Source organism: Tatumella sp. UCD-D_suzukii, assembly GCF_000611875.2.
In the GTDB taxonomy this organism is placed as follows: Bacteria; Pseudomonadota; Gammaproteobacteria; order Enterobacterales; family Enterobacteriaceae; genus Tatumella; species Tatumella ptyseos.
Genome location: NZ_JFJX01000045.1, coordinates 40,922 through 67,689 on the forward strand (window position 1 = coordinate 40,922; position 26,768 = coordinate 67,689).

Below are 26,768 nucleotides of genomic sequence, written 5' to 3' on the forward strand. Positions count from 1 at the left end.
ATAGGTGCTCCCCTGACTGTTATAACCGGCGCACTGATCGGGGGATTTTACATGCGTCACCGACTCAACAAAAAGCACCATACCTGAACTGAACAACACCTGTTGAAGACCCCGCGACGTTGTCTACATCTTGTCTACACCCGTAACGCTATATCCTTCTTGTAACTGCTTATGGCTGTTGCAAGGAGGTCTGATTTATAAGGGATTTTTTCTAAGTACCTGACAAAAAAAACCCCTCATGACTGAGGGGGAAGACAGGGATGGTGTCTATGGCAAGGAAAAGGGTATGGCATACTGTTGGTACTGCTTTACGGTAATCAGCGCGGCTGGTTACGGTAACTGGCTGGCGTCACGCATATCATCAATGCGTAACTCAAAATTCTTTTGCACGGTAGCCTGCTGCCCGCGGGTCAGCAAAGTAAACATCTGGTGGCGAACCCGGGCCATTTCTACCTGCTCGCTCACGTATCTCTGTGCCATTTTTTCGGCCTGCGTACGCACTGCGGCTTCATCAAAATAGGGCGCAGTCACTAAGCGGTACTGCTGAATCATCTCGCTGAGAAACGGTTCCGGCTGCATCTGGCGGGCCTGAAACATTAAGTCCCGCATTTGCTGACGCTGCTGTTCTGTTAATTCGATACCATCAAACATATGATTTTGAAGATTCTGCGCCATACTATCAGCAGTCATACTCTCAGCAGTCATCGTCATGAACGGTGCCGGATCCTTCAGCTCGTCTTGTGCAGATGCGTAACCTGCAATAACCAGTGACGAAAGTGCGGCGAAAATAAGTTGGCGCATCCTTGACTCCGGAGATGAACTGGCGTTTCTCAACCCAACGAGAGCCAGTGTAATCGAGTGGCTGCAAACATCCGTCAGGGGGTGTAAAACTACGTAAAGTGACAACCTGACATCCATGGAACACGGTATTTTTCCTGCGGAGGAAACCATAATGAATAAAATTTTGCTGGTTGATGATGATCGTGAGCTGACGTCTTTATTAAAAGAGCTGCTCGAGATGGAAGGCTTTGAAATCATAGTGGCGGATGACGGCGAGAAGGCTCTGTCTCTGCTGGATAACTCCATTGACCTGCTGTTACTGGATGTCATGATGCCACGGAAAAATGGTATTGATACCTTAAAAGAACTCCGCCAGCAGCACCAGACCCCGGTGATTATGCTGACAGCCCGCGGCAGCGAGCTGGACAGAGTTCTGGGCCTGGAGCTGGGGGCAGATGACTATTTACCGAAACCGTTTAATGACCGTGAACTGGTGGCCAGGATCCGCGCTATTTTACGCCGTTCAAACTGGAGTGAGCAGCAACATACCGATAACGCCTCTCCGGCATTACAGGTCGATCAGCTGAAACTCAATCCTGGCCGTCAGGAAGCGAGCTTTGGTGAAGAGGTGCTGGAACTGACAGGGACTGAATTCACACTGCTTTACTTACTGGCGCAGCACCTGGGCCAGGTAGTCTCCAGGGAGCATCTGAGCCAGGAAGTGCTGGGTAAACGCCTGACGCCTTTTGACCGGGCCATTGATATGCATATCTCGAACCTGCGGCGTAAGCTTCCGGAACGTCTGGACGGTCATCCGTGGTTTAAAACCCTGCGCGGAAGAGGCTACCTGATGGTATCCGCTTCATGATCAGCAGCTTAACTACCCGCATCTTCGCTATATTCTGGTTAACACTGGCATTAGTGTTGATGCTGGTTCTTATGCTGCCGAAACTCGACTCACGGCAAATGACATCCCTCCTTGAAAGCGAACAGCGCCAGGGAGTGATGATTGAGCAGCATGTGGAAGCAGAATTGGCACAGGACCCACCCAATGATCTTATGTGGTGGCGCAGGCTCTATCGGGCTATCGATAAATGGGCCCCGCCGGGCCAGCACCTTCTGCTGGTCACCTCTGAAGGTCGGGTTATTGGTGCCCGCCACAATGAAATGCAGATTATCCGTAATTTTATAGGCCAGTCCGATAATGCTGATCATCCGCAAAAGAAAACCTATGGCCGTATAGAAATGGTGGGGCCTTTTTCGGTCCAGGATGGTGAAGATAATTACCAGCTCTATATGGTTCGCCCGGCCACCAGTTCTCAGCTGGACTTTATTAACCTTCTGTTTGACCGGCCTCTGTTGCTGCTGATTGTTACCATGCTGATCAGTGCACCGCTTCTGTTATGGCTGGCATGGAGCCTGGCGAAACCCGCCCGAAAACTAAAGTATGCCGCAGACGAAGTCGCCATGGGCAACCTGAGGCAACACCCGGAACTGGAATCAGGGCCTCAGGAGTTCCTGGCCGCAGGCGCCAGTTTTAACCAGATGATCAGTGCACTTGAACGTATGATGACGGCCCAGCAGCGATTACTGTCGGACATCAGCCATGAGCTGAGAACGCCGCTGACACGCCTGCAACTGGCCACCGCACTCCTGCGCCGTCGGTCGGGTGAGAGCAAGGAACTTGCCCGGATTGAAACAGAAGCCCAGCGTCTGGACGGTATGATCAATGATTTATTAGTGCTTTCCCGTACCCAGCACAACAATGCACTGGTCAGCGAAGCGATGAAAGCCAGTCAGCTATGGAACGGGGTGCTGGAAGACGCTCAGTTTGAAGCGGAACAAATGGGGAAAAAGATGGATATCCCCTATCCGCCAGGACCATGGCCGTTGTACGGCAACCCTCACGCCCTGGAGAGTGCGCTGGAAAATATTATCCGTAATGCGTTGCGTTATTCGCATTCACACATCAGTGTGGAGTTCTCTGTTGACCGTTCCGGTATCACTATCCATGTGGACGACGACGGGCCAGGCGTAAGTCCTGAGGACAGAGAACAAATATTCAGGCCGTTTTATCGTACGGATGAAGCCAGAGATCGGGAATCCGGAGGTACAGGTCTGGGACTGGCAATTGTCGATACTGCATTGCAGCAGCATAACGGCTGGGTTAAAGCGGATGACAGTCCGTTAGGCGGATTACGTCTGACTATCTGGCTACCGTTATACTCTGTACGCGAATAATTTGTTATTCTGCGGCTCTCGTGAGCGGGAGCCCTTTATGATTAATATCGTCTTATTTGAGCCAGAAATTCCACCGAATACCGGTAATATCATTCGTCTGTGTGCGAATACCGGTTTCTCATTGCACTTAATTGAACCCCTCGGATTTACCTGGGATGATAAACGCCTGCGTCGTGCCGGCCTGGACTACCATGAATTTACGGCTATCCGCCGTCATGCAAATTATCAGGCCTTTCTCGACAGTGAACACCCTGCCCGCTTGTTCGCGCTTACCACCAAAGGCACTCCGGCCCATAGTGCTGTGGCATGGCAGGCAGGTGACTATCTGATGTTTGGCCCGGAAAGCCGTGGTTTACCTGCGGAAATACTGGAAAGTATACCTGCGATGCAGAAAATACGTATCCCGATGGTACCGCAAAGCCGGAGTATGAATTTATCAAACTCAGTGGCTGTTGTGGTTTATGAGGCCTGGCGACAGCTGGACTATGCCGGGGCGCTGGTTAAAGCGTAAATAAAGCCGGCGCCGCATGCGCCGGATTCAGATACCATCCCCGAATTCAAACCCCGGGATAGTGCCATTGAAATGCTGATCCATATCCATGGCTGGTTTTTCACTGGCGGGCCTGCCAACGATTCTTGCCGGCACCCCGGCCACCGTCGTATGAGGCGGTACCGGTTGCAGAACGACTGAACCTGCACCGATTTTCGCCCCCCGCCCGACGTCGATGTTACCCAGAACTTTTGCCCCTGCACCAATCATCACCCCTTCGCGGATTTTAGGGTGACGATCACCACAGGTTTTTCCGGTTCCGCCAAGAGTGACAGATTGCAGAATGGAAACATCATTTTCGATAATCGCCGTTTCCCCGACCACAATACCGGTGGCATGATCCAGCATGATACCGCACCCGATAGTCGCTGCGGGATGAATATCCACCCCGAATGAGACGGAAATTTCATTCTGCAGATAAACAGCCAGCGATCGACGTCCCTCTTTCCATAGCCAGTTACCGATACGGTAAGCCTGGAGCGCATGGAACCCCTTCAGATACAATAACGGAGTAGAGTATTTATCCACGGCCGGGTCACGCTGACGAACCGCGGTGACATCCCGGGCGGCAGAGAAGATCATTGACGGGTCTTTACGGTAAGCTTCTTCGACAATTTCTCTGACAGCAATGGCCGGCATAATAGGATTAGCCAGTTTATTGGCCAGCAAATAGCTCAGGGCACTGCCCAGATTTTCGTGTTTAAGCAGTGTCGCATGAAAAAAACTGGCAAGCATAGGTTCACCTTCCGCCAGACTCCTGGCTTCCGTAATAATGCTTTCCCAGATTTGCGCTAACTCTTCAGACGACATCGTTAAACTCCCGATAAAAAAGCGCCCGGACAGGCGCTTAAAGACTTAGTGATGGAATACTATTCAGCGCGTTGCTCAGAGCGCCTCTTTCTCATCTTTTCTTTCACGGCCTAATAAAGACAGGGCTGCCTCTCTGGCAGATTTCCCGCAATACAGCACCTGATAGATTTGCTCGGTAATGGGCATTTCAACCCCCGTACGGGCTGCCAGTATTCTGACTTCTTTAGTATTTCGGTAACCTTCGACAACCTGGCCGATACTTTTCTCTGCCACATCGACGCTGTTCCCCTGGCCCAGTAACATACCAAAACGCCGGTTACGCGACTGATTGTCCGTACAGGTCAGTACCAAATCGCCCAGTCCGGCCATTCCCATAAATGTGGTCGGGTCTGCCCCGAGCGCCACACCTAAGCGGCTCATCTCGGCCAGTCCGCGAGTGATTAAGGCCGTTCGGGCATTCGCCCCGAAGCCTATACCATCAGAGATTCCGGCCCCGATAGCAATCACATTTTTCACGGCACCGCCCAGTTGTACACCGACCAGGTCATGGTTGCTGTACACACGAAAGCTTTTTCCGCAATGCAGCTTCTGTTGTAACGCTTCAGAAAATTCCGGACTGGCAGACGCCAGAGCTATAGCCGTCGGCATCCCCGCGGCAAGTTCCCGGGCAAAGGTCGGTCCGGAAATGACAGCCAGCGGGATCGCCGGGCCGAGAATATCTCGCGCCACATCCTGCAGTAATCTTCCGGTTTCACTTTCCAGCCCTTTTGTTGCCCAGACCAGACGGGAATCGGCTTCCAGCAAAGGCTGGATCTGCTTCAGCACCTGACCGAAGACATGGCTGGGAACCACAACCAGAATGTCCTGGCTGGCCGCCACCGCTTTTTCCAGAGAAGGCTCAATCAGCAGATTGTCGGGGAAAGTCACATCCGGCAGAAATTCCGTATTACAACGGTCGGCCTGCAGACGTTCAAGATGGTGCGGGTTATGCCCCCACAAAACGACCGGATGGCCATTACGCGCCAGCGTAATGGCCAGAGCGGTGCCGTAGGAACCGGCACCGATAACACTGACAGAATCACTACGACTATTCATCAGGCTTCCTGCGGAGCGCTACCTTCCTGTTCCTGCAGGTAGTTCATGAATAATGCATCAAAGTTTACCGGTGCCAGGTTCAGCTGTGGGAACGTACCACGGGACACCAGACCTGAAATGCACTCGCGCGCATAAGGGAACAGGATGTTCGGGCAATAGGCACCCAGGCAATGTGCCATCTGAGTTCCTTCAATGCCGGAGATAGTGAAAATACCCGCCTGCTGTACTTCACACAGGAAAGCAGTTTCTTCACCCACTGTCGCCGTCACGGTGACGCGTAATACGACTTCAAAAATACCGTCAGCCAGTTGTGAGGATGCTGTATCCAGGTCCAGTTTAACTTCAGGTTCCCACTCTTTCTGGAAAACCTGCGGTGCATTTGGCGCTTCGAAAGAGATGTCTTTAGTGTAGACACGCTGGATCTGGAAAGTCATTTCACTGTTATTTTGTTCTGACATGGTACTTGGTCCTGTTAAGTTGAAAGTAGTCCCGCCCGGAAATCAGGCTTGTAATAAAGGGTCCAGACCCTGTTCAGCCTCAAGGGCATACAGGTCATCACAACCGCCAATATGTGTTCCGTTAATGAAAATCTGAGGTACTGTGGTTCGCCCGCTGCGCTCGATCATTCCGGCGCGTTTTTCGGCATCACCATCAATAGGGATCTCATTAAATGCAGCCCCTTTCTTCTCTAACAGTGCTTTTGCACGGTGGCAGAACGGGCAGGTCTGCTTAGTGTAAATATCGATTATTGCCATTGTCAGTACCTCTGCGACATTATTTTCCACGAACAAGCGGCAGGTTTTCACCATTCCAGCCACTGATCCCTTCTTTCAATACCGAAACCTGAGTAAAACCGGCAGCACTCAACTGCGCTGCGGCCTCACCGGCAGACTGTCCGGTAGCACAGGCAACAATCACTGGCTGATCTTTAAATTTTTCGATTTCAGTCAGATTGCCTTTTTTCACCTCAGCCGCGGCCAGGTTCACCGCACCGGAAATGTGACCTCTGCGGAAGTCATCACGTGAACGCACATCAACCACCACTGCATTGGCCTTATTGATAAGATGCGTCGCTTCACCACGACTGATGGTTTTAACTTTTGAAAACAGCCCCTTAAAGGTAGTAACAATCACCAGGACTAATAAGACAACCCAGGCGAGGCAAAGCACCAGGTGATTGTGTGCAAATTCCATAATATCTTGCATGAGGGGTAACAACTCCAGACCGGACAAAATTTAGATAATATAAGGGTTCTGAGTATACCTGTGCAGCCTGCCATGTACAGACACTAACACCATCGAAGGTTCAATTTATGTGAGACCTGGCCGATAAATCCTGCAATTCAGCGCTCAACCCTTACCTGTTGTCTGATTATGCCATTAATGAGCGGATACAAACACTAAATCCCTCCGGCGACGCTGGTAAGGCGTCAGGCATCGTGAAATAATCGTCTCCTTATGACGAAAAAAAAGCCTGAAATCCGCATTTCGCCAGAAACAGGATCCTGCCAACAAACGTTGCCCCGGAAACTGCTGCCGCTGGTCATGAGCCTGCTTTATGCGGGCATCGTTTGCTTTCCTTTTCCAGGCCAGACGGCCGACGATAGTAAGGCACAGCTGAACTCTATCCGACAGGATATTGCTGATAAGGAAAAACATGTCCGGACTCAGAAAATTCAGCGCAGTAATTTACTGGATCAACTGCAAAGCCAGGAAAAAGTCATCGCTCAGGCGAGCCGGCAATTACGGCAGACCCAACTGACGCTCGACGGGATCAACCGTGATATCGGCGACCTGGCCCGCAATATTGCCACGTTACAAGATAAGCAAAGCCGCGAAGAAGATCTGCTGGCTCAGCAGCTGGACGCTGCATTCCGGCAGGGGCAGCACAGCGGTCTCGAACTACTGCTCAGTGGTGAGGCCGGACAACGTGATGACCGTATTCTGACGTATTTCACGTATCTCAATCAGGCCCGTCAGCAAAATATCACTGACCTGAAACAGACCCGGGCCGATCTGGCAGAGAAAAAAAGCGTGCTGGAACAGAAACAGCAGCAACAGCAACAATTACTCCGACAACATCAGGCCCAGCAGGTCAGGCTGGAGCAGGCCAGAAGCGCGCGTCAGCGCACACTGACGATTCTGGAATCCTCGCTGGAAAAAGATCAGGCGGATCTGGTGGAAATGCGCCAGAACGAAAGCCGCCTGCAGGCAAAAATTGCCAGAGCAGAACAGATAGCGAAAGCCCGCGCCGAGCAGGAGGCACGGGAAGCAGAACAGGTTCGCCAGCGTCAGGCTCAGGCCAAAGCGTCCGGGTCCAGTTACCAGCCGACCACCGGTGAACGTGAGCTAATGGCCCGCACGGGAGGACTGGGACGACCTGCCGGCCAGTATCCGTGGCCGGTACGGGGCAAACTGTTACACCGGTTTGGTGAAACATTACAAGGTGAACTACGCTGGAAAGGATTAGTCATAGGCGCACCTGAAGGTTCCGATGTCAGAGCAATTGCTGACGGGCGTGTCATTATGGCTGACTGGCTGCAGGGGTACGGGCTGGTTATTGTGATAGAACATGGTAAAGGTGATATGACGCTGTATGGCTATAACCAAAGCGCTCTGGTGAATGTCGGTCAACAAGTCAGCGCAGGGCAACCCATCGCGCTGGTCGGTACCAGTGGCGGGCAAGGTGTTTCTGCGTTGTATTTTGAAATACGTCGACAGGGACAGGCGGTCAATCCTCTCAGCTGGTTAGGGAAATAATGTGTCACAGACTCTGAAAATAGCCGCTTTTCTGGGTGGTATGCTGATTTGTCAGTCTGCGCTGGCCGGTAAGCTGGCAATTGTCATCGATGACTTCGGCTATCGCCCTAAAGAAGAAAATCAAGTATTACAAATGCCGGCAGCCATCTCAGTTGCCGTGTTGCCGGATGCCACTCATGCCAGGCAAATGGCCATCAGAGCACATCAGACAGGACATGAAGTCCTGATCCATTTACCCATGGCTCCTCTGAGCAAGCAGCCACTGGAAAAAAACACCCTGACTCCGGACATGAGCAGTGACCAAATTGCCGAAATTATTAAGCGGGCTGTACAGAACGTTCCTTATGCCGTCGGGCTGAACAACCATATGGGCAGTAAAATGACGTCCAGCCTGCCTGGCATGATAAAAGTGATGCAGGTACTCAACCACTACAACTTTTATTTTCTCGACAGCATGACTATCGGTAACAGTCAGTCGATCCCTGCCTCAAAAGGGACTCATGTCCGGGTACTGAAGCGGAAAGTCTTCCTTGATGATACACAGAACGACGCAGATATCCGAAAACAGTTTTTACGTGCCGTCGCACTCGCCAGGCGCGATGGCTCGGCCATTGCTATCGGGCACCCTCATCCGGCCACAGTAAGGGTTTTACAACAGATGCTGGCAACGCTTCCGCCGGATATCACCCTGGTCCGGCCCAGCCAGTTACTGAATGAAAACCCGTTACCGTCACAGGGCGAAGCCGCTCTGAAACAAACAACACACATCGGAGCTAAAAAACAGGCTCCGGCGGTATCAGAGATGACACAACAGTGCCGTACTGCGCATAAATCAGCCCCGTTACAACCGTCTCAGGGGGTTGCAATAATCTATAACAGCCTGAAGAACAGCCAGTTTATCCGGGATCTTCGCGCGCTCTTTTAAGCAGTAACAGGCACCCTTATCAACCACCGGTAAGGGTGCCGTAATTCCTGCCGACTGCTGAAGATCATCCTCCCGGATATCGACCTTACCTTTCTCTGTCTCATCAATTCTGAAAAATGTTTTACCGTGCGCCGGGATACGTTACGCGGTATGACGGCCTCTGCCTTTACTCCGCGTGAAATGGTATCATTCAGCCATATCAACCTGTTTCTCCGGACTCTACGTCCTTACTGAAAGGCACGCTTATGATTATCGTAACTGGTGGCGCCGGCATGATCGGCAGCAATATTGTTAAAGCGCTAAATGACCGTGGATATACCGACATTCTGGTCGTAGATAACCTGAAAGATGGTACAAAATTTGTCAATCTGGCTGATCTGAATATCAGCGATTATATGGATAAGGAAGAATTCCTTGTCAGTTTGATGGCGGGTGACGATTTTGGCCCTATCGACGCTATTTTCCATCAGGGTGCCTGCTCCTCAACGACGGAGTGGGACGGTAAGTACATGATGGATAATAACTATCAGTACTCAAAAGAGCTGCTGCATTTCTGTCTTGAACGCCAGATCCCGTTCCTGTATGCCTCTTCTGCAGCAACTTACGGCGGCCGGAATGATAATTTTATAGAAGAGCGTCAGTACGAAGCACCACTCAATGTGTACGGTTACTCAAAAATGCTGTTCGATCATTATGTGCGCAGCATTCTGCCGGAAGCCGAATCACCGGTCTGTGGTTTCCGTTATTTCAATGTATATGGTCCGCGCGAAGGGCATAAAGGCAGCATGGCCAGCGTCGCCTTCCACCTGAATACTCAAATTAATCAGGGTGAAAACCCGAAACTGTTCGCCGGCAGCGAAAACTTCCAGCGTGACTTTATCTATGTTCAGGATGTTGCGGCCGTCAACCTGTGGTGCTGGGAAAACCACGTTTCAGGTATTTATAACTGCGGTACCGGCCGGGCAGAGTCTTTCCAGGCCGTTGCCGATGCTGTGCTTGCCTGGCACGGTGAGGGTGAAGTGGAATACATTCCTTTCCCGGAAAAGCTGAAAGGACGTTATCAGGAATATACTCAGGCGGATCTCACTAACCTGCGGTCGACTGGCTATGATAAGCCTTTCAAAACCGTGGCTGAAGGTGTGACAGAGTATATGGCTTGGCTGAATCATAAAGCTTAAGAGAGCTTATCGCGATGAAAATACTGGTGATCGGCCCTTCATGGGTTGGCGATATGATGATGTCACAAAGTCTCTATCGTACACTGAAGACACGCTATCCGGAGGCTATCATTGATGTGATGGCTCCGGCCTGGTGTCGCCCTTTATTGTCGAGAATGCCCGAAGTGAATGAGGCTCTGGCGATGCCCCTCGGGCATGGCGCTCTGGCATTAGGGGAAAGGAGACAGATTGGCCGATCACTACGTAGCAGTCATTATGACCAGGCCTATGTATTACCTAACTCGTTTAAATCTGCATTGGTTCCTTTCTTTGCGGGGATAAAAACACGCACCGGTTGGCGCGGAGAAATGCGCTATGGCGTACTTAACGATGCCAGAACGCTGAATAAAACGGACTTTCCGCTGATGGTAGAGCGCTACGTCGCACTGGCGTATGACGCGGGGACAATAGCCTCCGCCGCCGACCTGCCTCAGCCGCTGTTATGGCCAAAGCTTTCCGTCAGTGAATCAGAAAAAACAGAGACCGCTGGATTATTCTCCCTGCCGGGTGACCGGCCTGTCGTCGGTTTTTGCCCCGGCGCTGAGTTCGGCCCGGCGAAACGCTGGCCACATTATCACTATGCTGTGCTGGCTCAGAAACTCATCGCCCGGGGTTACCGGGTTGTACTGTTCGGTTCAGAAAAAGATCACGATGTCGGGGAAGATATCCGCCACAGTCTGGATGACGATGACAATGCCTGCTGCCATAATCTGGCCGGAAAAACCAGCCTGGAACAGGCGGTGGTTCTGCTGGCAAGATGCGCGGCGGTTGTCAGTAATGATTCCGGGCTTATGCACATTGCCGCGGCGCTTGACCGGCCACTGGTCGCGTTATATGGCCCCAGCAGCCCCGATTTTACGCCTCCGTTATCAGATAAAGCACGGGTGATCCGTCTGATCACTGGCTATCATAAAATCCGAAAAGGCGACACTGACCTTGGTTATCATCAGAGTCTGATTGATATTACACCTGCACGTGTTATGGATGAGCTGACTTTATTACTTAGCCCCGCAGGAGAATAAATGCAGGTCCTGATTGTTAAAACATCTTCCATGGGAGATGTGATCCATACCCTCCCGGCATTAACTGATGCCATGCAGGCTATTCCCGGCATCCGCTTTGACTGGGTCGTCGAAGAAAATTTCAGCCAGATCCCGGGGTGGCATCCTGCGGTCGATCAGGTACTGCCGGTCGCTATCAGACGCTGGCGTAAGCACTGGTTTGGAACGCAACAGCGGGAAGAACGCTTTCGCTTCAAGCAACGTCTGCGACTGCGTGAGTATGATGCGATTATTGATGCTCAGGGGCTTATCAAAAGCGCCGCGCTGGTGACCCGACTGGCCCACGGAACCAAACACGGGGCCGACAAAAGTAGCGTGCGCGAGCCATTCGCCTGCTGGTGGTATGACAAACGACATTCCATACCTCTGCAACAGCATGCCGTTGAACGTACCCGGCAATTATTTGCCAAAAGTCTGGGGTATGAAAAGCCGGTAACGCAGGGTGATTACGCAATTGCCAGGCATTTTATTCATGATTTGCCGGACGATGCCGGAAAATATATGGTCTTTCTGCATTCCACGACTCGTGATAATAAACACTGGCCGGAAGAACACTGGCAAGCGCTTATTCATCGCGTTACTCAGCAGGGTTATACCGTCAAGCTGCCGTGGGGCACAGAGGCCGAATATCAGCGTGCGGCACGGCTGGCGACCGGCTCAGAACAGGTCACTGTTTTGCCAAAACTGTCACTGGCAGAAGTTGCCCGTGAGCTGGCCGGTGCAAAAGTCATTATTTCTGTGGATACGGGCCTTAGCCACCTGGCCGCGGCACTGGACCGCCCTAACATTACTTTATATGGCCCGACAGACCCCGGGTTAATTGGCGGTTATGGAAAAAACCAGATAGCCTTAAAATCACCAGACAATGTTATGCATTCATTATCTCCTGAATATGTTTTCTCATTACTAGAATCTTTACTATGAAACGAGTTCATTTAGTTAATTTAACTAATATAGGCGGAGCCGAAAAAATATTACTTAACTTCCTGAAGTTTAAGGAATCAGGCACTGACATTATAATCAATATCGGAAAAAAGACAGACCCGGAGATAGTAAAAAGCTTTCCGGGACTGAAAGTACTCTCTTCTGCATCGCTATTCGATGAAGGAAAGATTAGAGCACCCAAGTTTATGAGGGAAAATCTTCTCCTGCGAAAAATAAACAAAATATCTCCGGATAGATTAATAATCTGGGATTATGTAGCCAATTTCCCGAAGAGACCAAAGGCGAAAAAAATAATATTTTATGATCATGGGTGCTCATGGTGTTTCCCTGACAATAAAAAAACTCACCTGTTCTTTGAAAAAGTCGATGGGTGTATTGCAGTAAGCTATGCCTCTAAGAGAATAATGGAACTGAGGTTTAATCTCTCTTGTCCTATAAAAGTCATAAAAAACGACCTGGAAGGTAAAGTGGTTTACCCCGAAAAAACCTTCCGGGACTTCTCAGAAAAAAAAATAATTTTAGGTACAGCTTCCAGGTTAGTCTCCTTAAAAGCAATAGGGGTTTCAATGTTAACCCTGAAACAGCTTATTGAACGGGGGATAAATGCAGAACTCTATATAGCAGGTAAAGGACCGGAGGAGTCAGGCCTACGTTTATTAGCCGACAGGCTAGGAATTAGTTCAAAAGTGAAATTTTTGGGATTTATAGATGACCTTTCTAAATTTTACAAAAACATTGATCTATATATCAGCACATCAGTTGCGGAATCTTTTGGTTTGTCCTGTCTGGATGCTATACTGCATCATGTCCCTGTGATATATCCGATAACGAACGGTCAACCTGAAGTGATTGAAAATGGGGTTACCGGTGTCGGTATTATACCGACTGTCACGCAAAGAGAGTATGAGGAAAAGACAGGAATTGATATAAACTTCCCTCATAAGATATATGACCCGACTTATGACAGACTAACCACAGCAAAAGTAATAGACGAAAAAAAATGTGCTGAAGAGATAACTAAATTAATAGAAGATAATAGAATAAATTCTCTGGTAAAAAACACTATAGATTTTTGTACGGAACACTCAAAATCAGGAAAGTTCAACGAGTATATTTTAAGTCTTGAAGGAGGGTTTAACCATTGGAAATAACAAAAGGGAATATCTCATTATTTATTTTGACGCTTATTTCATTATCAGAAAGCGTTAGTTTAGTAAACACAACTCTGAGCCGAAACAGCTTATTTTTAGCAACAACAGTGCTTCTGATAGCATATCTGATTACGTATAAAAAAAAAACACTCTCTCCGTATCAGTTTATCGCTATAGGTCTGTTATTAATATCTGCCAGCCAGTCTGTTTGGTTATTAAGATTTCCGGAAACAAACATCACAGGTAGCTTTATCCAATACAAAGAAACCTCCCACAGGCTTTTCATAGGATCATTATTAATATTCTCAATACCTTTTCTATTAAGATACTCCAATAGAAAAACAATAAATATCATGTCAAAAATAATAATTATTGGTTTTTTCTATTCAAGTATGATTTCTTTTTACCTGTTTTTTAAAGAACCTGAAGGTCGGCTATCCATAAATACTGTAGCGACAATGTCTGCCTATATATACCTGCTTCAAACACTTGTTACTTTGTCATGCCTTAGTAGCTTAGAACTATCAGACAAAATTAAAAAATTGTTTTTCCTATTGATAATAATAATGAGCACTTCTGTATTATCATTAACGGAAACAAGATCTACTTTACTGCTCTACCCTGTAGTATTAATACTCTATTACTTTCAATCAAGGGATCGGAGTAAAATAGATTTAAAAAAATTGCTAATAGCCATCATTCCTATTGTATTAATTACACTATCATCTCATAGCTCTACAAACAGAATCATCGGTATTTTTAGTGAAGTCCATAGCTATAACTCGGGGTATAATAATACTTCAATAGGTGCGAGAATAAGCATGTGGAAAGCAGGAATTAATACAATTGAACAAAGCCCATTTGGTACAAGCGCCTATAACAGATACCAAATGAACACAGCATACATTAATAAATACGAACATGGTAATCCGGAGGCTATATCCAGCTTAAAATATCATCTACATAATGATATAATTGAGTCCACATCCTTACAAGGGATAAGTGGTAGCATAGCACTGATTATATTTTTTGGACTGCTAATTTTTATAAGCATTAAATATAAACAATTATCCCTTTTGTTCTTCGTCACGCTTCCGGTGATTACACTTGGACTCACAGATACATTATTTATAGACTACAGATTTGCAACCATAATTAGTATTTTAATTGCCATTCATATATTACTACAGGAATCGAATAAAGATTCTCATATGGAGATATTATGAGCATTCTCGTAACTGGCGGTATCGGATATATAGGTTCACACACTATTATTACATTGCTGGAGGAAGGCAATGATATAATAGCTGTTGACAACTTAAGTAACTCATCCTTAGATGTATTAGAAAAAATTGAACTTATAACCCGTAAGAAGATAAAATTCTATAACTCTGATGTAAGAGATAAGAGCAGCCTACGTAATATATTCCTTGATAATAAAATCGATAGTGTCATTCATTTTGCGGCACTAAAGTCAGTTTCTGAATCTATAAATTCACCTATAGAATATTACGATAATAATATAGGGTCCCTTTTATCCATCCTGGATATCATCAAAGAATTTGATGTAAAGAAATTCATTTTTAGTTCCTCTGCAACAGTCTATGATGCAAAAAACATAATGCCTGTTAATGAAGAATCTTCGATTGGTAATACAACCAATCCTTATGGAACATCAAAACTCATCGCTGAAAAAATATTACAGGATACAGCCATATCTTTACCTCATCTTTCTATTATTATACTTCGATATTTTAATCCCGTAGGTGCACACCCATCAGGGCTAATAGGCGAAAACCCCAAAGGGATACCTAACAATCTGATACCTTATATCAATCAGGTTGCAGCTGGAGAAATAGACCATTTGAAAGTGTATGGTAATGACTACCCAACTCACGATGGTACCGGAATTCGTGACTATATCCACGTTATGGATTTAGCCAAAGGCCATCTTGTTGCATTAACGGAAATCGGAAACTTAGGAAAACTGTCCATTTTTAATCTGGGTACTGGTGTTGGATATTCCGTTCTGGATATTATTCATACTTTCGAAAAAGTTAATTCTGTTAAAATTCCTTTCAGGTTTTATCCACGAAGAAGTGGTGATATAGCGGAATGCTGGGCAGAAATTAATAAATCGAAAGAAGTACTAAACTGGAGTGCGAGATATTCTCTTGAAGATATGCTCAAAGACTCATGGCGCTTCCAGAAAAAACTAGCAGGCCTCTGATTGATTTACATACAATATGGGAAGGTGACCATCTTCCCATATCTCTAATCTATTAGCCTTTCATAATCTTCGATAATTAATTGAGTATCAAATTTTTCATACATTTCTTTTTTTATTTTATAGGGTTTTTTATACACCGAAGCTATCATAGCGGCTAAACTGACAGAATTTAACTCTGTGGTGAATTTTGATAATTCCCCGGACATTATTTCCCGGACACCTCCGGGACAACGTGTAGTAACCACTGGCGTTCCGCAAATAAGGGACTCGATAATTACCCCTGGCAAGCCTTCGCTATCTGAACTCAGAACGGTTAGCTTTGCTCCTTTTATAATCGGTAGCGGATTTTTATGGAAACCGGCAAGTAATACTCTGCCTTCTAATTTTAGTTCTTTTATTTTATTTCGTATATCTGACTCTTTTTCCTTATCACCCTGACCAACAATAACTAATTTAGAGGTGATGCTGGCTGAAGAATATGCCTCCAGGAGCCTGTCATGTCTTTTGACATCATGAAACCTTCCAATGTGGACTATATAATCCATCCCTTCAAAAGGATTCTCTTTCATTGAAAGATCCTTTATTTCCCGGAGATTAAAAGGATTATAGATGGTTCGGTGCTCTGATATATTAACTTTAACATTTCCAATTAAGTCATCAAATACCGCATCTGATACAGTAATAATTTTCTTACCTTCATAAACCCTTCTTATTTTTATTTTTTTTATTAAACAGGAGATTATATTTTTGTCAGCTAAGTAGGACTTAGAAAATACACCATGTATACAGTACCAGACATTAAGTTTTTCTATACCTTTGACTTTTGATACAATGCGATCCGTTTTATGTAAGTTAGATAATATTAAATCGGGGGTATCAAACCTCTCACTGATAGCATTAAGGCACTCATATAATTTTTCAGCGCGCCGGCTTATTTCAGTAATTTTCCTGAAAATACCCTTCTTTTTCTCATCCTCACTTAATACATAATGAATACCCTCAGGTATTTTATAGTCACACCGTTTATCCAGTGATACTAAAATAACAGTATTCCCTGCTTTAACGAGTCCTTCAGCAAGTGTTAATACCACTTTTTCCGCACCCCCCCCGGGGAGACCGTCAATAATAAAAACTATTGTTTTTTTCATAAGATCCCCTGATATAGTTCTAATAGTGATTTGGAAAGTTTGCCAGGGCTAAAAGGTAATACTTTCATCCTTGCCTGCTGGCCCATACTTGACCTCAAAGCGGGTATTGATACCTGTTGAATGGCTTTGGTTAAACCACGAATATCAAGCGCATCGACAACAAAACCATTAACGCCTGACTCTATAAACTCAGCACCTCCACAATGCGTGCTTGTAATCACTGGTAAACCACATGCCATTGCTTCCAGAATAACATTGGGGAAGGGATCATAAAGAGTTGGTAAAATTAAACCATCAGATAGCTGATAAAAAGGTAATGTATCCGACTGTACTCCGGCGAAGTGGATTCTTTCATCACATCCAAGTCGCTTAGCCAGCTCCCTGTACTGCTTCTCCATTTTATCTTTACCGACAACCAGTAAGTGGCTATCCGTCGATGAAATTGCTTCAATAGCCGCTTTTAACCCTTTCCTTTCAAAACCCGACCCTACAAAAATCATGCAATGTGCCAGGGTTGGAATCCCATGAATTTGACGAAATTTCTCACGGTCTAATGAGTTAGCAGGGCAAAATTTCGTAGAGTCTATAGAATTATAGATCACATGAATTTTATCAGCCGGAACTGAAAACTCTTCGATGATTTCTTTCTTTACCATTTCAGAATTACAAATAACAGCTTTCAACTTTGGTGAAGTATACATTTCATACTCAGCCTGCATAACAGACAGATGATATCTGTCTCTCATGAGTTGATTTTTTTTCCAGCCTGATAAAATTCTGGAACGTTGTATTAACCACCGGCGATGCACTCCGTCACCGGCACGATAAATATCACAGCCAGCAATACGTTCATGGCTCTGAACAATATCAAATCTCTGTTGTTCCCAAATAATCCTGGCGGAACGAGCAAACCCGCGCTCACGACTAACCCGCCCCCATTTCCTTGGATTACAGATAAATATATTCCAGTCGGGGTTTACGTCGCCCTGCCATTGACGAGTAATAACATTAAGCTCTATCTTTTTATCATTTAAAGCTTCCAACGCTCTGGATATAAACCTTTCAGCACCGCCATCAGGGCGATATTTTTGACGGATGATAGCTAAGCGAATTTCTTTCATTTTAGTAGTTTTCTCACTGCAGCTAAAACAGGCTCCACCGGTATTAAATCCAGGTAGCGTTCCGGGGTATTTGTCATCACATCATCAGGGTCAGGGATGGTTCCGAAATCTCCGGCCCAAATCATTTCACCGGTCCCTCCCCAGGGACGCCAAAGTATTATTTTCGACGGGCCAAACAAAGCGACATAAGGCGTTTCTAATGCCGCTGCCATATGCATTGGAACAGAATCCACACCAATAAATAATTCAGCATTATCAATAAGACAGGCTAATTGTGGCAAAGTGATCTTTCCGGAGAGTGATACTATATTATCACTATGACAAAGCGATAATATCTTTTGCACCATCTCCATTTCTGCATTATCCGGAGCGGAAGTAATAACAACCTGATGCCCTTCGTCGCACAAGATATTAATTATTCTTGCAATTTTATCCTCAGTCCAGCACTTAAAGAACCAGCGTGATGACGGATGCACGACAATATAGCGACTTCCGATACTTTCCTTTTTTAGTAACTCAAGAACATATTTTTCATCAGCAGGATGGTAATTCATCGTAACCTTACTGCTGATTTTGGCTATGTTCAGGGGCTTCAGAATTGAAAGGTTTTGCTCAACTGTGTGTAATGACGGATGCTCTGCCACTGAAACTAACTTCGTATGGCAAAGCCCCCAAAACATCCCTTTACGTTTTGGAAAATCAAAACCTAACCTCTGATGAGCGCCGGTATACCTGGAGATTAAACCGCTATGCCATTGATCTGCAAGATTAATGACTAAGTCATATCGTTGATTTCTTAATGCATGTAATAATCGCCACTCGTGACAGAGATGCTGGTATACCCCCTGCTTTTTCCATGTTCGATCTATGGTGAAGCATTGATGAATTACAGGGTTATTCGCCAGCATTGATTCAGTCTCTTTGTACATCAGAACATCGATTCTGGCATCAGGATAGTTAGCATGAAGCGTGGTAATCACAGGAGTTATCAATAACATATCACCATGATGACGAAGCTTAATGACCAGTATTCTCTGTGGGGAAGTTGATGGTATAGAAGAATGACTCATACTTGTCGCTTATCGTAAATTAGAACACCTTATTAGCACTATCTCATTGATGTACTTATAAAAATATCTGCCTTTTCACTTCGACCCTCAACTTTTCAATTCGTTCGACCCTATGGCCTTCAAATAGCTGAAATAATCCTTTTCGGGTCAAAAAATTTCACTTCTCACACTTTACCAAATAAAGTGGCTCACGTGACCGCCCCTTAGCAAAAATTATGTTACAAGCGCTTAGTTCCTTTTTCCTCTGAGTCAGCCTGATGACTGCACTTTAAAAGAACAAAGGAATTTACATTTTATTAGAATTTTCATATGTACTGCCACTGAACATGGGTTACATGCTAAGCAAAATATGACATATTCAGAAGGTTCCGGGAGATTTTCTTCGGATTTTACCTGCTGTTTTCGCTTCAGGAGTGGTTAAGTTTTACCCTCACGGACAGTAACCTATGGAAATTTATATTGCTTAATACCCTCCTTAATTTTCTAATAGATGCTTTCGCCTTCATAAGTGAACCCGTAGACAATGAGAGAGAGTAAAAGACTAAAAATCAGGCTAGCAGACTTTTGGCTAAAGGTGTTGCATGGGCGTGCGGCATCCTCCGCAGATAAACGGCAACAACTTTCAGAAAAAAAGTTTCGCTCAATCCTGATCTACTCTACTACAGCTCTGGGTGATTATATGTTTAACACACCCGCATTAAGGGCTATACGACAACATTATCCAACGGCGCATATCACGTTAGTGGCCCACCCAAAATACACACAACTACTTGAAAGCAGAGAGTTTTATGATGAAGTAATATTTTGGAATAATAAAGTCAGTACATTACCTGCTTTTGTCAAAGCAGCAAAAGTATTTTCTCCTGAGCTTGCTGTAATGCTGCATTCTCATTTGCCCTATGACATTCTGAGTGCCGGTATGATCGGCTGTCAGTACTTAATACGTGATAATTATTCGAAAAGTATAGGTATCATGTCCCGTTGGCTGGTTTACGGTTTGGATGAGCTTGACGTACACATTATCAGAAGGAAGATGCAGCTGGTTTCTGAGCTTGGTTGTGATATCAGTAACTCTGATATGGCAGTACCCTGCACGTACACTACCCATCCTAAAGACTCTTCAACGAAGCGTATCGGTTTTCAGCTGGGTGCCTCAGAAAAAATTCGTTGCTGGCCGCCTGTATTTTTTTCTGAACTCGCGGAGAAAATCTCAAAAAAATATTCGAATACCGAGATTGTTCTCATTGGAAGTCAGGATGAAACTGAACTTGCGCACCAGGTAATACAGTTTGCTGCCCCTGCTTTAAAAGGCATTATTCGCAATTATGTCGGTAAAACAACGCTACCCGAATTACTCGGCATTATTGATTCGATGGATGTTCTCGTCACTGGTGACACTGGTCCATTGCACCTGGCAATTGCGTTAAAAACGCCTACACTAAGTCTGTTTGTAACTGCAAACCCTAATTATACCGGGCCTTATCAGGATCCTGATTTACATACATGTATATATTTACCTGCGGATGATAAGCGTGTTACCGACAATGAAGAACCGTTGAAAGCTATTACGGTAGAAGAAGTATACCAGGAATTAATAAATACTCTGGAAGTTAAAAGTATATAAATTATCACTTATCGTATTTATCTCCCTGAGACGGGGATTTATTTTTGATAATTTTGACGAGGAAGATATGAATAAGCCTGCATTTCTTATCACTATTGATACAGAGGGAGATAACCTCTGGTCTAATCATAAAAAAATTACTACCGAAAATTCTGCTTATCTCCCAAGATTCCAGTCTTTATGTGAAAAATATGGTTTCAAGCCTACCTGGCTGACAAACTATGAGATGGCAACTGACTCTGCCTATGTTGAGTTTGCTAACGACGTAATTACTCGCGGGGTAGGTGAAATTGGCATGCACCTGCATGCATGGAACAGCCCGCCGGAATATCAGTTAACAGATGATGACTGGAAACATCAACCTTATCTTATTGAATATCCGGAAAATATCATAAAATCGAAAATAGGATTTATGACTGACCTGTTAGAAAATACATTTCAGGTTAAAATGCGTAGTCACAGAGCAGGAAGATGGGCATTTAACGAATACTACGCACAAACGTTGATAGAGTTTGGTTACCAGGTTGACTGCTCCGTCACACCACGTGTTAACTGGATGTTTAATAAAGGTAATCCTGCGGGTACCGGCGGCAGTAATTATACAAACTTTCCTCAAAATGCCTACTTTCTGGATCCTGAAAATATCTCGCAACCAGGTCAAAGTCCCCTGCTTGAGATCCCAATGAGTACAGATTACAAGCATTCAGCACTCATTACTGCACTAAAGCAAAAAATAGATGCAATCAGAGGAAAAAAACGTTCTCCTTCAGTCTATTGGCTTAGGCCTGCCCGCAATAATCTTAACGATATGTTGCGGGTAGTCGACCGGAATTTATCGGCTGGTCAGGATTATGTTGAATTTATGCTTCACTCATCTGAATTCATGCCAGGGGGAAGCCCGACCTTTCAGAGTAAAAGCAGCATAGATGCATTATATGATGATCTTACAGCACTCTTTGAAACCATACATCACCGTTTCAGCGGTAAAACGCTGGTTGAATACTATAACGATTTTGGTAAGTCACGATAAGACACTTAAAATTTGCGTTTTTTTTGTGCTAAATTTCAGACTTATACCTTTTCATCCCTATCAGGGCCGGTTCCGGTACATCCACAATAACTGACATTTATGCTACCATACCTGTAACATCCCAAGCCGAATTCATATAATGTTGTTGCGTTTATACCAGACAATTCTTTATCTGATTCAACCCTTTATATGGGTTAAATTACTTATTCGTAGCCGAAAAGCACCTGCCTACCGTAAACGCTGGGCAGAACGCTATGGGTTTTGCGAAGGCAAAGTCAGGCCGGAAGGTATCGTTCTGCATTCCGTGTCTGTCGGAGAGACCCTGGCTGCCGTACCGCTGGTCAGAGCACTGCGTCATCGTTATCCCTCGCTTCCGATTACGGTGACCACCATGACCCCTACCGGCTCAGAGCGTGCCCAGTCGGCTTTTGGGAAAGATGTCGGTCATGTCTATCTTCCCTACGATTTACCCGGAGCAACGCACCGTTTTCTGAATACCGCCAAACCACGGCTGATGATTATCATGGAAACCGAGCTCTGGCCGGGACTCATTCATATATTGCACCAACGGAACATCCCGCTGGTTATCGCGAATGCGCGATTATCTGAACGTTCGTTCCGCGGTTATCAGAAGCTGGGGCGTTTTATGCAACGCCTGCTGGGTAGTATTACGCTTATTGCTGCCCAGAATGCTGAGGATGGTGAACGATTTGTTGCGCTGGGCCTGAAACGCAGTCACCTGGCCGTGACCGGCAGCCTGAAATTTGATATTTCAGTCACGCCGGAACTGGCTGCCAGGGCCGTCACCTTACGTCGTCAATGGGCTCCGCGTCGGCCGGTCTGGATAGCCACCAGCACCCACGAAGGTGAGGAAAGTATTATTCTGGATAGCCATCAGCGTCTGCTCCGGCAGTACCCGGATTTGCTACTGATCCTCGTGCCCCGTCACCCTGAACGTTTTCCGGAGGCTGTTTCCCTGACGCAAAAAGCCGGTCTCAGCTATATCACCCGTAGCAGTGGTGAAATACCGTCGGCCGGCACCCGGGTTGTGATAGGCGATACGATGGGTGAGCTTATGTTGCTATACGGTATTGCCGATCTGGCTTTTGTCGGCGGCAGTCTGGTCGAGCGTGGCGGTCATAACCCCCTTGAACCTGCGGCGCATGCTATTCCGGTCATCATGGGTCCTTATATCTGGAATTTTAAGGATATCTGCAGCAAGCTGCAGGATGCTCAGGGTATGCTGACAGTAACGGATACCGACTCTCTGACCAGTGAAGTCAGTAAATTATTACAGGATGATGATTACCGCCGCTACCTTGGCCACCATGCTGTTGACGTTTTACGCAGGAATCAGGGGGCCTTGCAACGCTTAGTGGATCTCCTTGAACCTCACCTTCCGCCACGGACACACTGATGAATACTCGCCAGCGCCTTTCTGTCGTGATGATCACAAAAAATGAAGCAGAGCTGATCCCGGAATGCCTGGCCTCTGTGGACTGGGCCGATGAAATCGTTGTACTGGACTCCGGAAGCACCGATCAGACCTGTGAAATTGCCCGTCAGGCGGGGGCCAAAGTATTCCGGAACACTCAGTGGCCCGGCTTCGGACCCCAACGTCAGCAGGCCCAGCAATACGCCAGCGGCGATATGATCCTGATGATTGATGCGGATGAACGGGTGACGCCTGAACTACGTCAGTCGATTGAAACGCTCTTGTCACAACCGCCACAGGCACACCAGGTTTACAGCATTGCACGCAGTAACTGGTTCCTTGGACGTTATATGCGACACAGTGGCTGGTACCCGGACAGGGTTACTCGTCTTTACCCTGCCAGCTTTACCTATAATTCCCATCTGGTGCATGAATCTCTCGAACATCCGGGTGCAGCGGTCATCAGGCTTTCAGGCGATCTGCAGCATTTAACCTGCCGCGACCTGCATCATTTTCAACAGAAGCAATTAGCCTATGCGAATGCCTGGGCACAGCAACGTGCCCGACAGGGCCGCCGCTGTGGACTCTTTTCTGTCTACAGCCATACCGTGGCGGCATGGCTGAAAACAGCCATTCTGCGGTCTGGTTTTTTGGATGGCCGTCAGGGGTGGATACTTGCGCTGGTAAATGCGCAATATACGTTTAATAAATATGCCATACTCTGGGCATTAACCCGGACGAAGTGACGGAGACCGCGATGACTACCCGAGCGATTTATCCCGGAACCTTTGATCCCCTGACGCTGGGACATCTGGATATCATTACCCGGGCCTCCCGACTCTTTGACCACGTCATTCTGGCGATTGCGTATAACAGCACGAAACAACCCATGTTTACGCTTGAAGAACGGGTGACGCTGGCACAACAGGCAACCTGTCATCTGTCCAATGTCGAGGTGACAGGCTTCAGTGAGCTGATGGCGGATTTCGCGAGAAAACAGCAGGCAAATGTCCTGATCCGGGGCGTACGTTCCGTCTCTGACTTTGACTACGAACGTCAGCTGGCCCTGATGAATAATCACTTATTACCCGGCCTGGAAAGTATCTTCCTGATCCCCGCCGAAGCCTATGCTTTTATCTCTTCGTCTCTGGTAAAAGAGGTGGCCCGCCATCATGGGGATATCTCCGGATTTGTCACTCCGGAAACCTGTCAGGCGCTATTGAGTAAGCTGAACGACTAACGCTGGCATTCAGGGCACCAGTACGTGCTGCGCTGTGCGTGCCGGCCGCTGAGGATCAGGCTGCCGCACTGACGGCAGGGTTCTCCGGCCCGGCCATAAACCTGCAGCTCCTGTGCAAAATAGCCAGGCTTTCCGTCGGTCTGTAAGAAATCACGTAATGTGGTGCCGCCCTGCTCAATAGACCGCTGCAGAACCTGCTTAATACAATTCACCAACGTCGCGGCTTCGCTATCAGTTAACTCGCAGGCCAGTCTGTCCGGCAGGATACCTGCAGCAAATAAAGATTCACTGGCATAGATATTTCCTACTCCCACGACCAGCTTATTATCCATCAGCCAGGGCTTGATAGCGATGCGCTTACGCCGTGACTTCTCCTGTAACCCGCTGGCGGTGAAGGCCTCGCTTAATGGCTCCGGCCCCAGGTGTGAGAGTACCCTGCTGGTCGAGAGATCACGCTCCCATAGCCAGGCACCAAATCGTCGGGGGTCGGTGTAACGCAGAATTTTGCCGTTACTCATGACCAGGTCCACATGATCGTGCTTTCCGGGCGGTAACTCTTCCGGCAAAACCCGCAGACTACCGGACATGCCCAGATGAATAATGATCCAGCCTTCCGGTAACTCCAGTAGCAAATATTTCGCACGGCGCTGCACGCTCAGTACCGGCTGATCACTGAGTGACAGGATTTCAGGGGAGACGGGCCAGCGCAGTCTGGAATTCCGTACCACAGCATGAAGTACGGTCGCGCCAGTGAGATGAGGTTCAATCCCCCGGCGACTGGTCTCTACTTCAGGTAGTTCAGGCATCGATACTCCTTACACACGATAATTGCAGGCCCGGAAAACAAAAAACCCGGCCGGAGCCGGGTTTTTTCAGAATACCAAAATTATTTAATTTTAGCTTCTTTGTAGACAACGTGCTGACGGACAACTGGATCGAACTTTTTCAGTTCCAGTTTTTCCGGCTTAGTACGCTTGTTCTTCGTAGTGGTATAGAAGTGACCTGTACCAGCAGAAGAAACCAGCTTGATCTTCTCACGAATACCTTTAGCCATGATTTAGTTCCTTAGTACTTCTCACCGCGGGTACGGATGTCTGCTAATACAGAATCAATGCCCTTTTTATCAATAATACGCATACCTTTAGCAGATACACGCAGGGTAACAAAACGCTTTTCGCTCTCAACCCAGAAACGGTGTGAGTGCAGGTTAGGCAGGAAACGGCGTTTCGTCGCGTTCAGTGCGTGGGAACGGTTGTTTCCGCTCACCGGGCGCTTGCCAGTTACTTGGCAGACTCGTGACATGTCATATCTCCAAAAATCAAATCAGCTCGAGCTTTGTACTTAGGTTCTGGCCGCCTCGTCAGGCTTTTAACCCATCCAGGCGAGTTCAATGCGAACCCGCTGAGCAGGCCTAAACGCCAAACCCGAGATTCTCAAAGGTGGCGTAGTATACGCTCTGCGGGGCAAACGCTCAAGTCCCGAACAGATAAAGATCTCTTCGGATCGGCGAAAAACTACTGTTTTTCGCCTGTACCCCGCAATGAATGCGCGCTTTTTATACTAAAGCAAGCCCTGTTCCGCAAAAGAGACATATTGCCCTTTGCCGATCACCAGATGGTCTAAAAGCCTTATGTTCAGTAACCTGCAGACCTGATGAATACGTTGAGTCACGTCTTTATCGGCCTGACTAGGTTCGGCTATTCCGGAGGGGTGATTATGGGCCAGTATTAATGCCGCTGCATTAATTTTCAACGCTTCACGGGCAATTTCCCGTGGATGCACCTCTACACTGTTAAGTGAACCCGTGAACATTTTCTGGGCTGACAGGACCCGATGCTGATTATCCAGGAAGATCACCATAAAAATTTCACGTTCCTGGTGGGATAACTGACTGGCCAAATAATTCCAGGTCGCGCCCGGGTCTTCCAGCACTGACACGGTATGCAGTTGTGCCTGAAAAAAACGGCGGCTAAGTTCAGTCACCGCAAGCAACTGGGTCATTTTTGCCATGCCAATACCGTGTACCGCCAGGTAATTTTCTTTCCCTGCGCTCATGAGTGCATATAATGAACCGAATTGCTTCAGAATCGCCTCTGCCAGCGCCATCACCCCCATCCCTGTGACGCCTGTACGCAAAAATATCGCCAGCAGTTCTGTATCCGTTAACGCCTCTGCACCAAATCTGCTCAGCTTTTCTCTGGGTAGTAGTTCATCCATAGTCACCTCCTCTCCGTTCTCTGCACTGTATTGCACTGTCCCGCCGGATTCTATGGACACCGGCAGAAAGGCGGCACGGGATCACAGAGCGCTGATCGGGTATCGCGGAAAAACAGCA

29 protein-coding genes are annotated in these 26,768 nt (G+C 46.9%); 16 read left to right on the top strand and 13 right to left on the bottom strand.

Features of this window, described 5'->3' with window-relative positions; genetic code table 11:
- Positions 1 to 330 precede the first annotated feature (330 nt).
- Complete coding sequence (locus CG67_RS07840; protein ID WP_038024744.1) at positions 331 to 801, bottom strand: Spy/CpxP family protein refolding chaperone; 471 nt, start codon at positions 799 to 801, stop codon at positions 331 to 333.
- Between the two features lie 151 nt (positions 802 to 952).
- Between CG67_RS07840 and cpxR the strand changes: the two genes are divergently transcribed.
- The 3 genes from cpxR to trmL are packed head-to-tail and all read left to right on the top strand — an operon-like array spanning position 953 to position 3,532.
- Entirely contained in the window at positions 953 to 1,648 is a 696-nt protein-coding gene (gene cpxR, locus CG67_RS07845) for an envelope stress response regulator transcription factor CpxR (protein ID WP_025902397.1), read from the top strand.
- Entirely contained in the window at positions 1,645 to 3,021 is a 1,377-nt protein-coding gene (cpxA, locus tag CG67_RS07850) for an envelope stress sensor histidine kinase CpxA (RefSeq protein WP_025902398.1), read from the top strand. The genes cpxR and cpxA overlap by 4 nt, the downstream gene beginning before the upstream one ends.
- A 37-nt stretch (positions 3,022 to 3,058) precedes the next feature.
- Complete coding sequence (gene trmL / locus CG67_RS07855; RefSeq protein ID WP_025902399.1) at positions 3,059 to 3,532, top strand: tRNA (uridine(34)/cytosine(34)/5-carboxymethylaminomethyluridine(34)-2'-O)-methyltransferase TrmL; 474 nt, start codon at positions 3,059 to 3,061, stop codon at positions 3,530 to 3,532.
- Positions 3,533 to 3,559: 27 nt separating this feature from the next.
- Here trmL and cysE read toward each other — a convergent pair whose 3' ends face one another.
- The 5 genes from cysE to CG67_RS07880 form a co-directional block, all read right to left on the bottom strand.
- On the bottom strand, positions 3,560 to 4,381 hold the full coding sequence (gene cysE / locus CG67_RS07860; RefSeq protein ID WP_025902400.1) for a serine O-acetyltransferase: 822 nt from the start codon (positions 4,379 to 4,381) through the stop codon (positions 3,560 to 3,562).
- A gap of 75 nt (positions 4,382 to 4,456) precedes the next feature.
- The gene (gpsA, locus tag CG67_RS07865) at positions 4,457 to 5,476 is read right to left on the bottom strand and encodes an NAD(P)H-dependent glycerol-3-phosphate dehydrogenase (protein ID WP_025902401.1); all 1,020 of its coding nucleotides are present in this window, start codon (positions 5,474 to 5,476) and stop codon (positions 4,457 to 4,459) included.
- Complete coding sequence (gene secB, locus CG67_RS07870) at positions 5,476 to 5,934, bottom strand: protein-export chaperone SecB (protein ID WP_025902402.1); 459 nt, start codon at positions 5,932 to 5,934, stop codon at positions 5,476 to 5,478. Before secB ends, gpsA begins: the two co-directional genes overlap by 1 nt.
- A gap of 42 nt (positions 5,935 to 5,976) precedes the next feature.
- Positions 5,977 to 6,231, bottom strand: a complete 255-nt coding sequence (gene grxC, locus CG67_RS07875; protein ID WP_025902403.1) for a glutaredoxin 3 — start codon at positions 6,229 to 6,231, stop codon at positions 5,977 to 5,979.
- Between the two features lie 19 nt (positions 6,232 to 6,250).
- Positions 6,251 to 6,682, bottom strand: a complete 432-nt coding sequence (locus CG67_RS07880; protein WP_025902404.1) for a rhodanese-like domain-containing protein — start codon at positions 6,680 to 6,682, stop codon at positions 6,251 to 6,253.
- 252 nt (positions 6,683 to 6,934) lie between these two features.
- Here CG67_RS07880 and envC point away from each other — a divergent pair, with 252 nt between their 5' ends.
- The 8 genes from envC to galE all read left to right on the top strand — a co-directional run bounded on the left by envC (position 6,935) and on the right by galE (position 15,765).
- Positions 6,935 to 8,236: a murein hydrolase activator EnvC gene (gene envC, locus CG67_RS07885; protein ID WP_025902405.1), complete on the top strand. Its 1,302-nt coding sequence runs from the start codon at positions 6,935 to 6,937 to the stop codon at positions 8,234 to 8,236.
- 40 nt (positions 8,237 to 8,276) lie between these two features.
- A complete protein-coding gene (locus CG67_RS07890) occupies positions 8,277 to 9,161 on the top strand; it encodes a divergent polysaccharide deacetylase family protein (protein WP_235501117.1) in 885 nt (294 codons plus the stop codon).
- Positions 9,162 to 9,406: 245 nt separating this feature from the next.
- Entirely contained in the window at positions 9,407 to 10,339 is a 933-nt protein-coding gene (gene rfaD, locus CG67_RS07895; RefSeq protein WP_025902407.1) for an ADP-glyceromanno-heptose 6-epimerase, read from the top strand.
- Between the two features lie 14 nt (positions 10,340 to 10,353).
- Complete coding sequence (gene rfaF, locus CG67_RS07900) at positions 10,354 to 11,400, top strand: ADP-heptose--LPS heptosyltransferase RfaF (RefSeq protein ID WP_025902408.1); 1,047 nt, start codon at positions 10,354 to 10,356, stop codon at positions 11,398 to 11,400.
- Complete coding sequence (gene rfaC, locus CG67_RS07905; protein WP_025902409.1) at positions 11,401 to 12,363, top strand: lipopolysaccharide heptosyltransferase RfaC; 963 nt, start codon at positions 11,401 to 11,403, stop codon at positions 12,361 to 12,363.
- The gene (locus CG67_RS07910) at positions 12,360 to 13,535 is read left to right on the top strand and encodes a glycosyltransferase (protein WP_025902410.1); all 1,176 of its coding nucleotides are present in this window, start codon (positions 12,360 to 12,362) and stop codon (positions 13,533 to 13,535) included. Before rfaC ends, CG67_RS07910 begins: the two co-directional genes overlap by 4 nt.
- Positions 13,526 to 14,761 (top strand): O-antigen ligase, encoded by a 1,236-nt coding sequence (locus CG67_RS07915; protein WP_025902411.1) that lies wholly within the window; start codon positions 13,526 to 13,528, stop codon positions 14,759 to 14,761. The genes CG67_RS07910 and CG67_RS07915 overlap by 10 nt, the downstream gene beginning before the upstream one ends.
- A complete protein-coding gene (galE, locus tag CG67_RS07920) occupies positions 14,758 to 15,765 on the top strand; it encodes a UDP-glucose 4-epimerase GalE (RefSeq protein WP_038024745.1) in 1,008 nt (335 codons plus the stop codon). The genes CG67_RS07915 and galE overlap by 4 nt, the downstream gene beginning before the upstream one ends.
- A 44-nt stretch (positions 15,766 to 15,809) precedes the next feature.
- Here the strand turns inward: galE and CG67_RS07925 are convergent, their stop codons facing one another.
- Genes CG67_RS07925 through rfaQ form a run of 3 tightly spaced genes read right to left on the bottom strand, consistent with a single transcriptional unit; the run spans position 15,810 to position 19,104 of the window.
- Positions 15,810 to 16,913, bottom strand: a complete 1,104-nt coding sequence (locus CG67_RS07925; protein ID WP_025902412.1) for a glycosyltransferase — start codon at positions 16,911 to 16,913, stop codon at positions 15,810 to 15,812.
- On the bottom strand, positions 16,910 to 18,034 hold the full coding sequence (locus CG67_RS07930; RefSeq protein WP_025902413.1) for a glycosyltransferase family 4 protein: 1,125 nt from the start codon (positions 18,032 to 18,034) through the stop codon (positions 16,910 to 16,912). The genes CG67_RS07925 and CG67_RS07930 overlap by 4 nt, the downstream gene beginning before the upstream one ends.
- On the bottom strand, positions 18,031 to 19,104 hold the full coding sequence (gene rfaQ, locus CG67_RS07935; RefSeq protein WP_025902414.1) for a putative lipopolysaccharide heptosyltransferase III: 1,074 nt from the start codon (positions 19,102 to 19,104) through the stop codon (positions 18,031 to 18,033). Before rfaQ ends, CG67_RS07930 begins: the two co-directional genes overlap by 4 nt.
- Before the next feature lie 523 nt (positions 19,105 to 19,627).
- Here rfaQ and CG67_RS07940 point away from each other — a divergent pair.
- The 5 genes from CG67_RS07940 to coaD all read left to right on the top strand — a co-directional run bounded on the left by CG67_RS07940 (position 19,628) and on the right by coaD (position 24,433).
- A complete protein-coding gene (locus CG67_RS07940; RefSeq protein WP_038024746.1) occupies positions 19,628 to 20,728 on the top strand; it encodes a glycosyltransferase family 9 protein in 1,101 nt (366 codons plus the stop codon).
- Between the two features lie 67 nt (positions 20,729 to 20,795).
- On the top strand, positions 20,796 to 21,758 hold the full coding sequence (locus CG67_RS07945; RefSeq protein ID WP_025902416.1) for a polysaccharide deacetylase family protein: 963 nt from the start codon (positions 20,796 to 20,798) through the stop codon (positions 21,756 to 21,758).
- Between the two features lie 139 nt (positions 21,759 to 21,897).
- Positions 21,898 to 23,175: a lipid IV(A) 3-deoxy-D-manno-octulosonic acid transferase gene (gene waaA, locus CG67_RS07950; protein WP_025902417.1), complete on the top strand. Its 1,278-nt coding sequence runs from the start codon at positions 21,898 to 21,900 to the stop codon at positions 23,173 to 23,175.
- Positions 23,175 to 23,939 (top strand): glycosyltransferase family 2 protein, encoded by a 765-nt coding sequence (locus CG67_RS07955; protein WP_038024747.1) that lies wholly within the window; start codon positions 23,175 to 23,177, stop codon positions 23,937 to 23,939. The genes waaA and CG67_RS07955 overlap by 1 nt, the downstream gene beginning before the upstream one ends.
- A gap of 11 nt (positions 23,940 to 23,950) precedes the next feature.
- Positions 23,951 to 24,433 (top strand): pantetheine-phosphate adenylyltransferase, encoded by a 483-nt coding sequence (gene coaD, locus CG67_RS07960; protein WP_025902418.1) that lies wholly within the window; start codon positions 23,951 to 23,953, stop codon positions 24,431 to 24,433.
- Here coaD and mutM read toward each other — a convergent pair.
- From mutM to radC, 4 genes are all read right to left on the bottom strand, one after another.
- The gene (gene mutM / locus CG67_RS07965; protein ID WP_025902419.1) at positions 24,430 to 25,239 is read right to left on the bottom strand and encodes a bifunctional DNA-formamidopyrimidine glycosylase/DNA-(apurinic or apyrimidinic site) lyase; all 810 of its coding nucleotides are present in this window, start codon (positions 25,237 to 25,239) and stop codon (positions 24,430 to 24,432) included. The genes coaD and mutM overlap by 4 nt on opposite strands.
- A gap of 80 nt (positions 25,240 to 25,319) precedes the next feature.
- Positions 25,320 to 25,487 carry a 50S ribosomal protein L33 gene (gene rpmG / locus CG67_RS07970; RefSeq protein ID WP_002436700.1) on the bottom strand — a complete coding sequence of 56 codons (168 nt, stop codon included), beginning with the start codon at positions 25,485 to 25,487 and terminating at the stop codon, positions 25,320 to 25,322.
- An 11-nt stretch (positions 25,488 to 25,498) separates the two neighbouring features.
- Complete coding sequence (rpmB, locus tag CG67_RS07975) at positions 25,499 to 25,735, bottom strand: 50S ribosomal protein L28 (RefSeq protein ID WP_025902420.1); 237 nt, start codon at positions 25,733 to 25,735, stop codon at positions 25,499 to 25,501.
- Between the two features lie 258 nt (positions 25,736 to 25,993).
- Positions 25,994 to 26,650 carry a DNA repair protein RadC gene (radC, locus tag CG67_RS07980; RefSeq protein ID WP_025902421.1) on the bottom strand — a complete coding sequence of 219 codons (657 nt, stop codon included), beginning with the start codon at positions 26,648 to 26,650 and terminating at the stop codon, positions 25,994 to 25,996.
- Between the last annotated feature and the right edge of the window lie 118 nt (positions 26,651 to 26,768).

Coding starts and splice junctions, on each gene's coding strand:
- rfaQ (WP_025902414.1), bottom strand. CDS start 19,104: ATGAGTCATTCTTCTATACCATCAACTTCCCCACAGAGAATACTGGTC.
- CG67_RS07840 (WP_038024744.1), bottom strand. CDS start 801: ATGCGCCAACTTATTTTCGCCGCACTTTCGTCACTGGTTATTGCAGGT.
- radC (WP_025902421.1), bottom strand. CDS start 26,650: ATGGATGAACTACTACCCAGAGAAAAGCTGAGCAGATTTGGTGCAGAG.
- cysE (WP_025902400.1), bottom strand. CDS start 4,381: ATGTCGTCTGAAGAGTTAGCGCAAATCTGGGAAAGCATTATTACGGAA.
- CG67_RS07940 (WP_038024746.1), top strand. CDS start 19,628: ATGAGAGAGAGTAAAAGACTAAAAATCAGGCTAGCAGACTTTTGGCTA.
- rfaF (WP_025902408.1), top strand. CDS start 10,354: ATGAAAATACTGGTGATCGGCCCTTCATGGGTTGGCGATATGATGATG.
- gpsA (WP_025902401.1), bottom strand. CDS start 5,476: ATGAATAGTCGTAGTGATTCTGTCAGTGTTATCGGTGCCGGTTCCTAC.
- CG67_RS07880 (WP_025902404.1), bottom strand. CDS start 6,682: ATGCAAGATATTATGGAATTTGCACACAATCACCTGGTGCTTTGCCTC.
- waaA (WP_025902417.1), top strand. CDS start 21,898: ATGTTGTTGCGTTTATACCAGACAATTCTTTATCTGATTCAACCCTTT.
- rpmG (WP_002436700.1), bottom strand. CDS start 25,487: ATGGCTAAAGGTATTCGTGAGAAGATCAAGCTGGTTTCTTCTGCTGGT.
- cpxA (WP_025902398.1), top strand. CDS start 1,645: ATGATCAGCAGCTTAACTACCCGCATCTTCGCTATATTCTGGTTAACA.
- CG67_RS07945 (WP_025902416.1), top strand. CDS start 20,796: ATGAATAAGCCTGCATTTCTTATCACTATTGATACAGAGGGAGATAAC.
- envC (WP_025902405.1), top strand. CDS start 6,935: ATGACGAAAAAAAAGCCTGAAATCCGCATTTCGCCAGAAACAGGATCC.
- CG67_RS07925 (WP_025902412.1), bottom strand. CDS start 16,913: ATGAAAAAAACAATAGTTTTTATTATTGACGGTCTCCCCGGGGGGGGT.
- rfaD (WP_025902407.1), top strand. CDS start 9,407: ATGATTATCGTAACTGGTGGCGCCGGCATGATCGGCAGCAATATTGTT.
- trmL (WP_025902399.1), top strand. CDS start 3,059: ATGATTAATATCGTCTTATTTGAGCCAGAAATTCCACCGAATACCGGT.
- cpxR (WP_025902397.1), top strand. CDS start 953: ATGAATAAAATTTTGCTGGTTGATGATGATCGTGAGCTGACGTCTTTA.
- mutM (WP_025902419.1), bottom strand. CDS start 25,239: ATGCCTGAACTACCTGAAGTAGAGACCAGTCGCCGGGGGATTGAACCT.
- CG67_RS07890 (WP_235501117.1), top strand. CDS start 8,277: ATGCTGATTTGTCAGTCTGCGCTGGCCGGTAAGCTGGCAATTGTCATC.
- coaD (WP_025902418.1), top strand. CDS start 23,951: ATGACTACCCGAGCGATTTATCCCGGAACCTTTGATCCCCTGACGCTG.
- galE (WP_038024745.1), top strand. CDS start 14,758: ATGAGCATTCTCGTAACTGGCGGTATCGGATATATAGGTTCACACACT.
- rpmB (WP_025902420.1), bottom strand. CDS start 25,735: ATGTCACGAGTCTGCCAAGTAACTGGCAAGCGCCCGGTGAGCGGAAAC.
- grxC (WP_025902403.1), bottom strand. CDS start 6,231: ATGGCAATAATCGATATTTACACTAAGCAGACCTGCCCGTTCTGCCAC.
- secB (WP_025902402.1), bottom strand. CDS start 5,934: ATGTCAGAACAAAATAACAGTGAAATGACTTTCCAGATCCAGCGTGTC.
- CG67_RS07955 (WP_038024747.1), top strand. CDS start 23,175: ATGAATACTCGCCAGCGCCTTTCTGTCGTGATGATCACAAAAAATGAA.
- CG67_RS07930 (WP_025902413.1), bottom strand. CDS start 18,034: ATGAAAGAAATTCGCTTAGCTATCATCCGTCAAAAATATCGCCCTGAT.
- rfaC (WP_025902409.1), top strand. CDS start 11,401: ATGCAGGTCCTGATTGTTAAAACATCTTCCATGGGAGATGTGATCCAT.
- CG67_RS07910 (WP_025902410.1), top strand. CDS start 12,360: ATGAAACGAGTTCATTTAGTTAATTTAACTAATATAGGCGGAGCCGAA.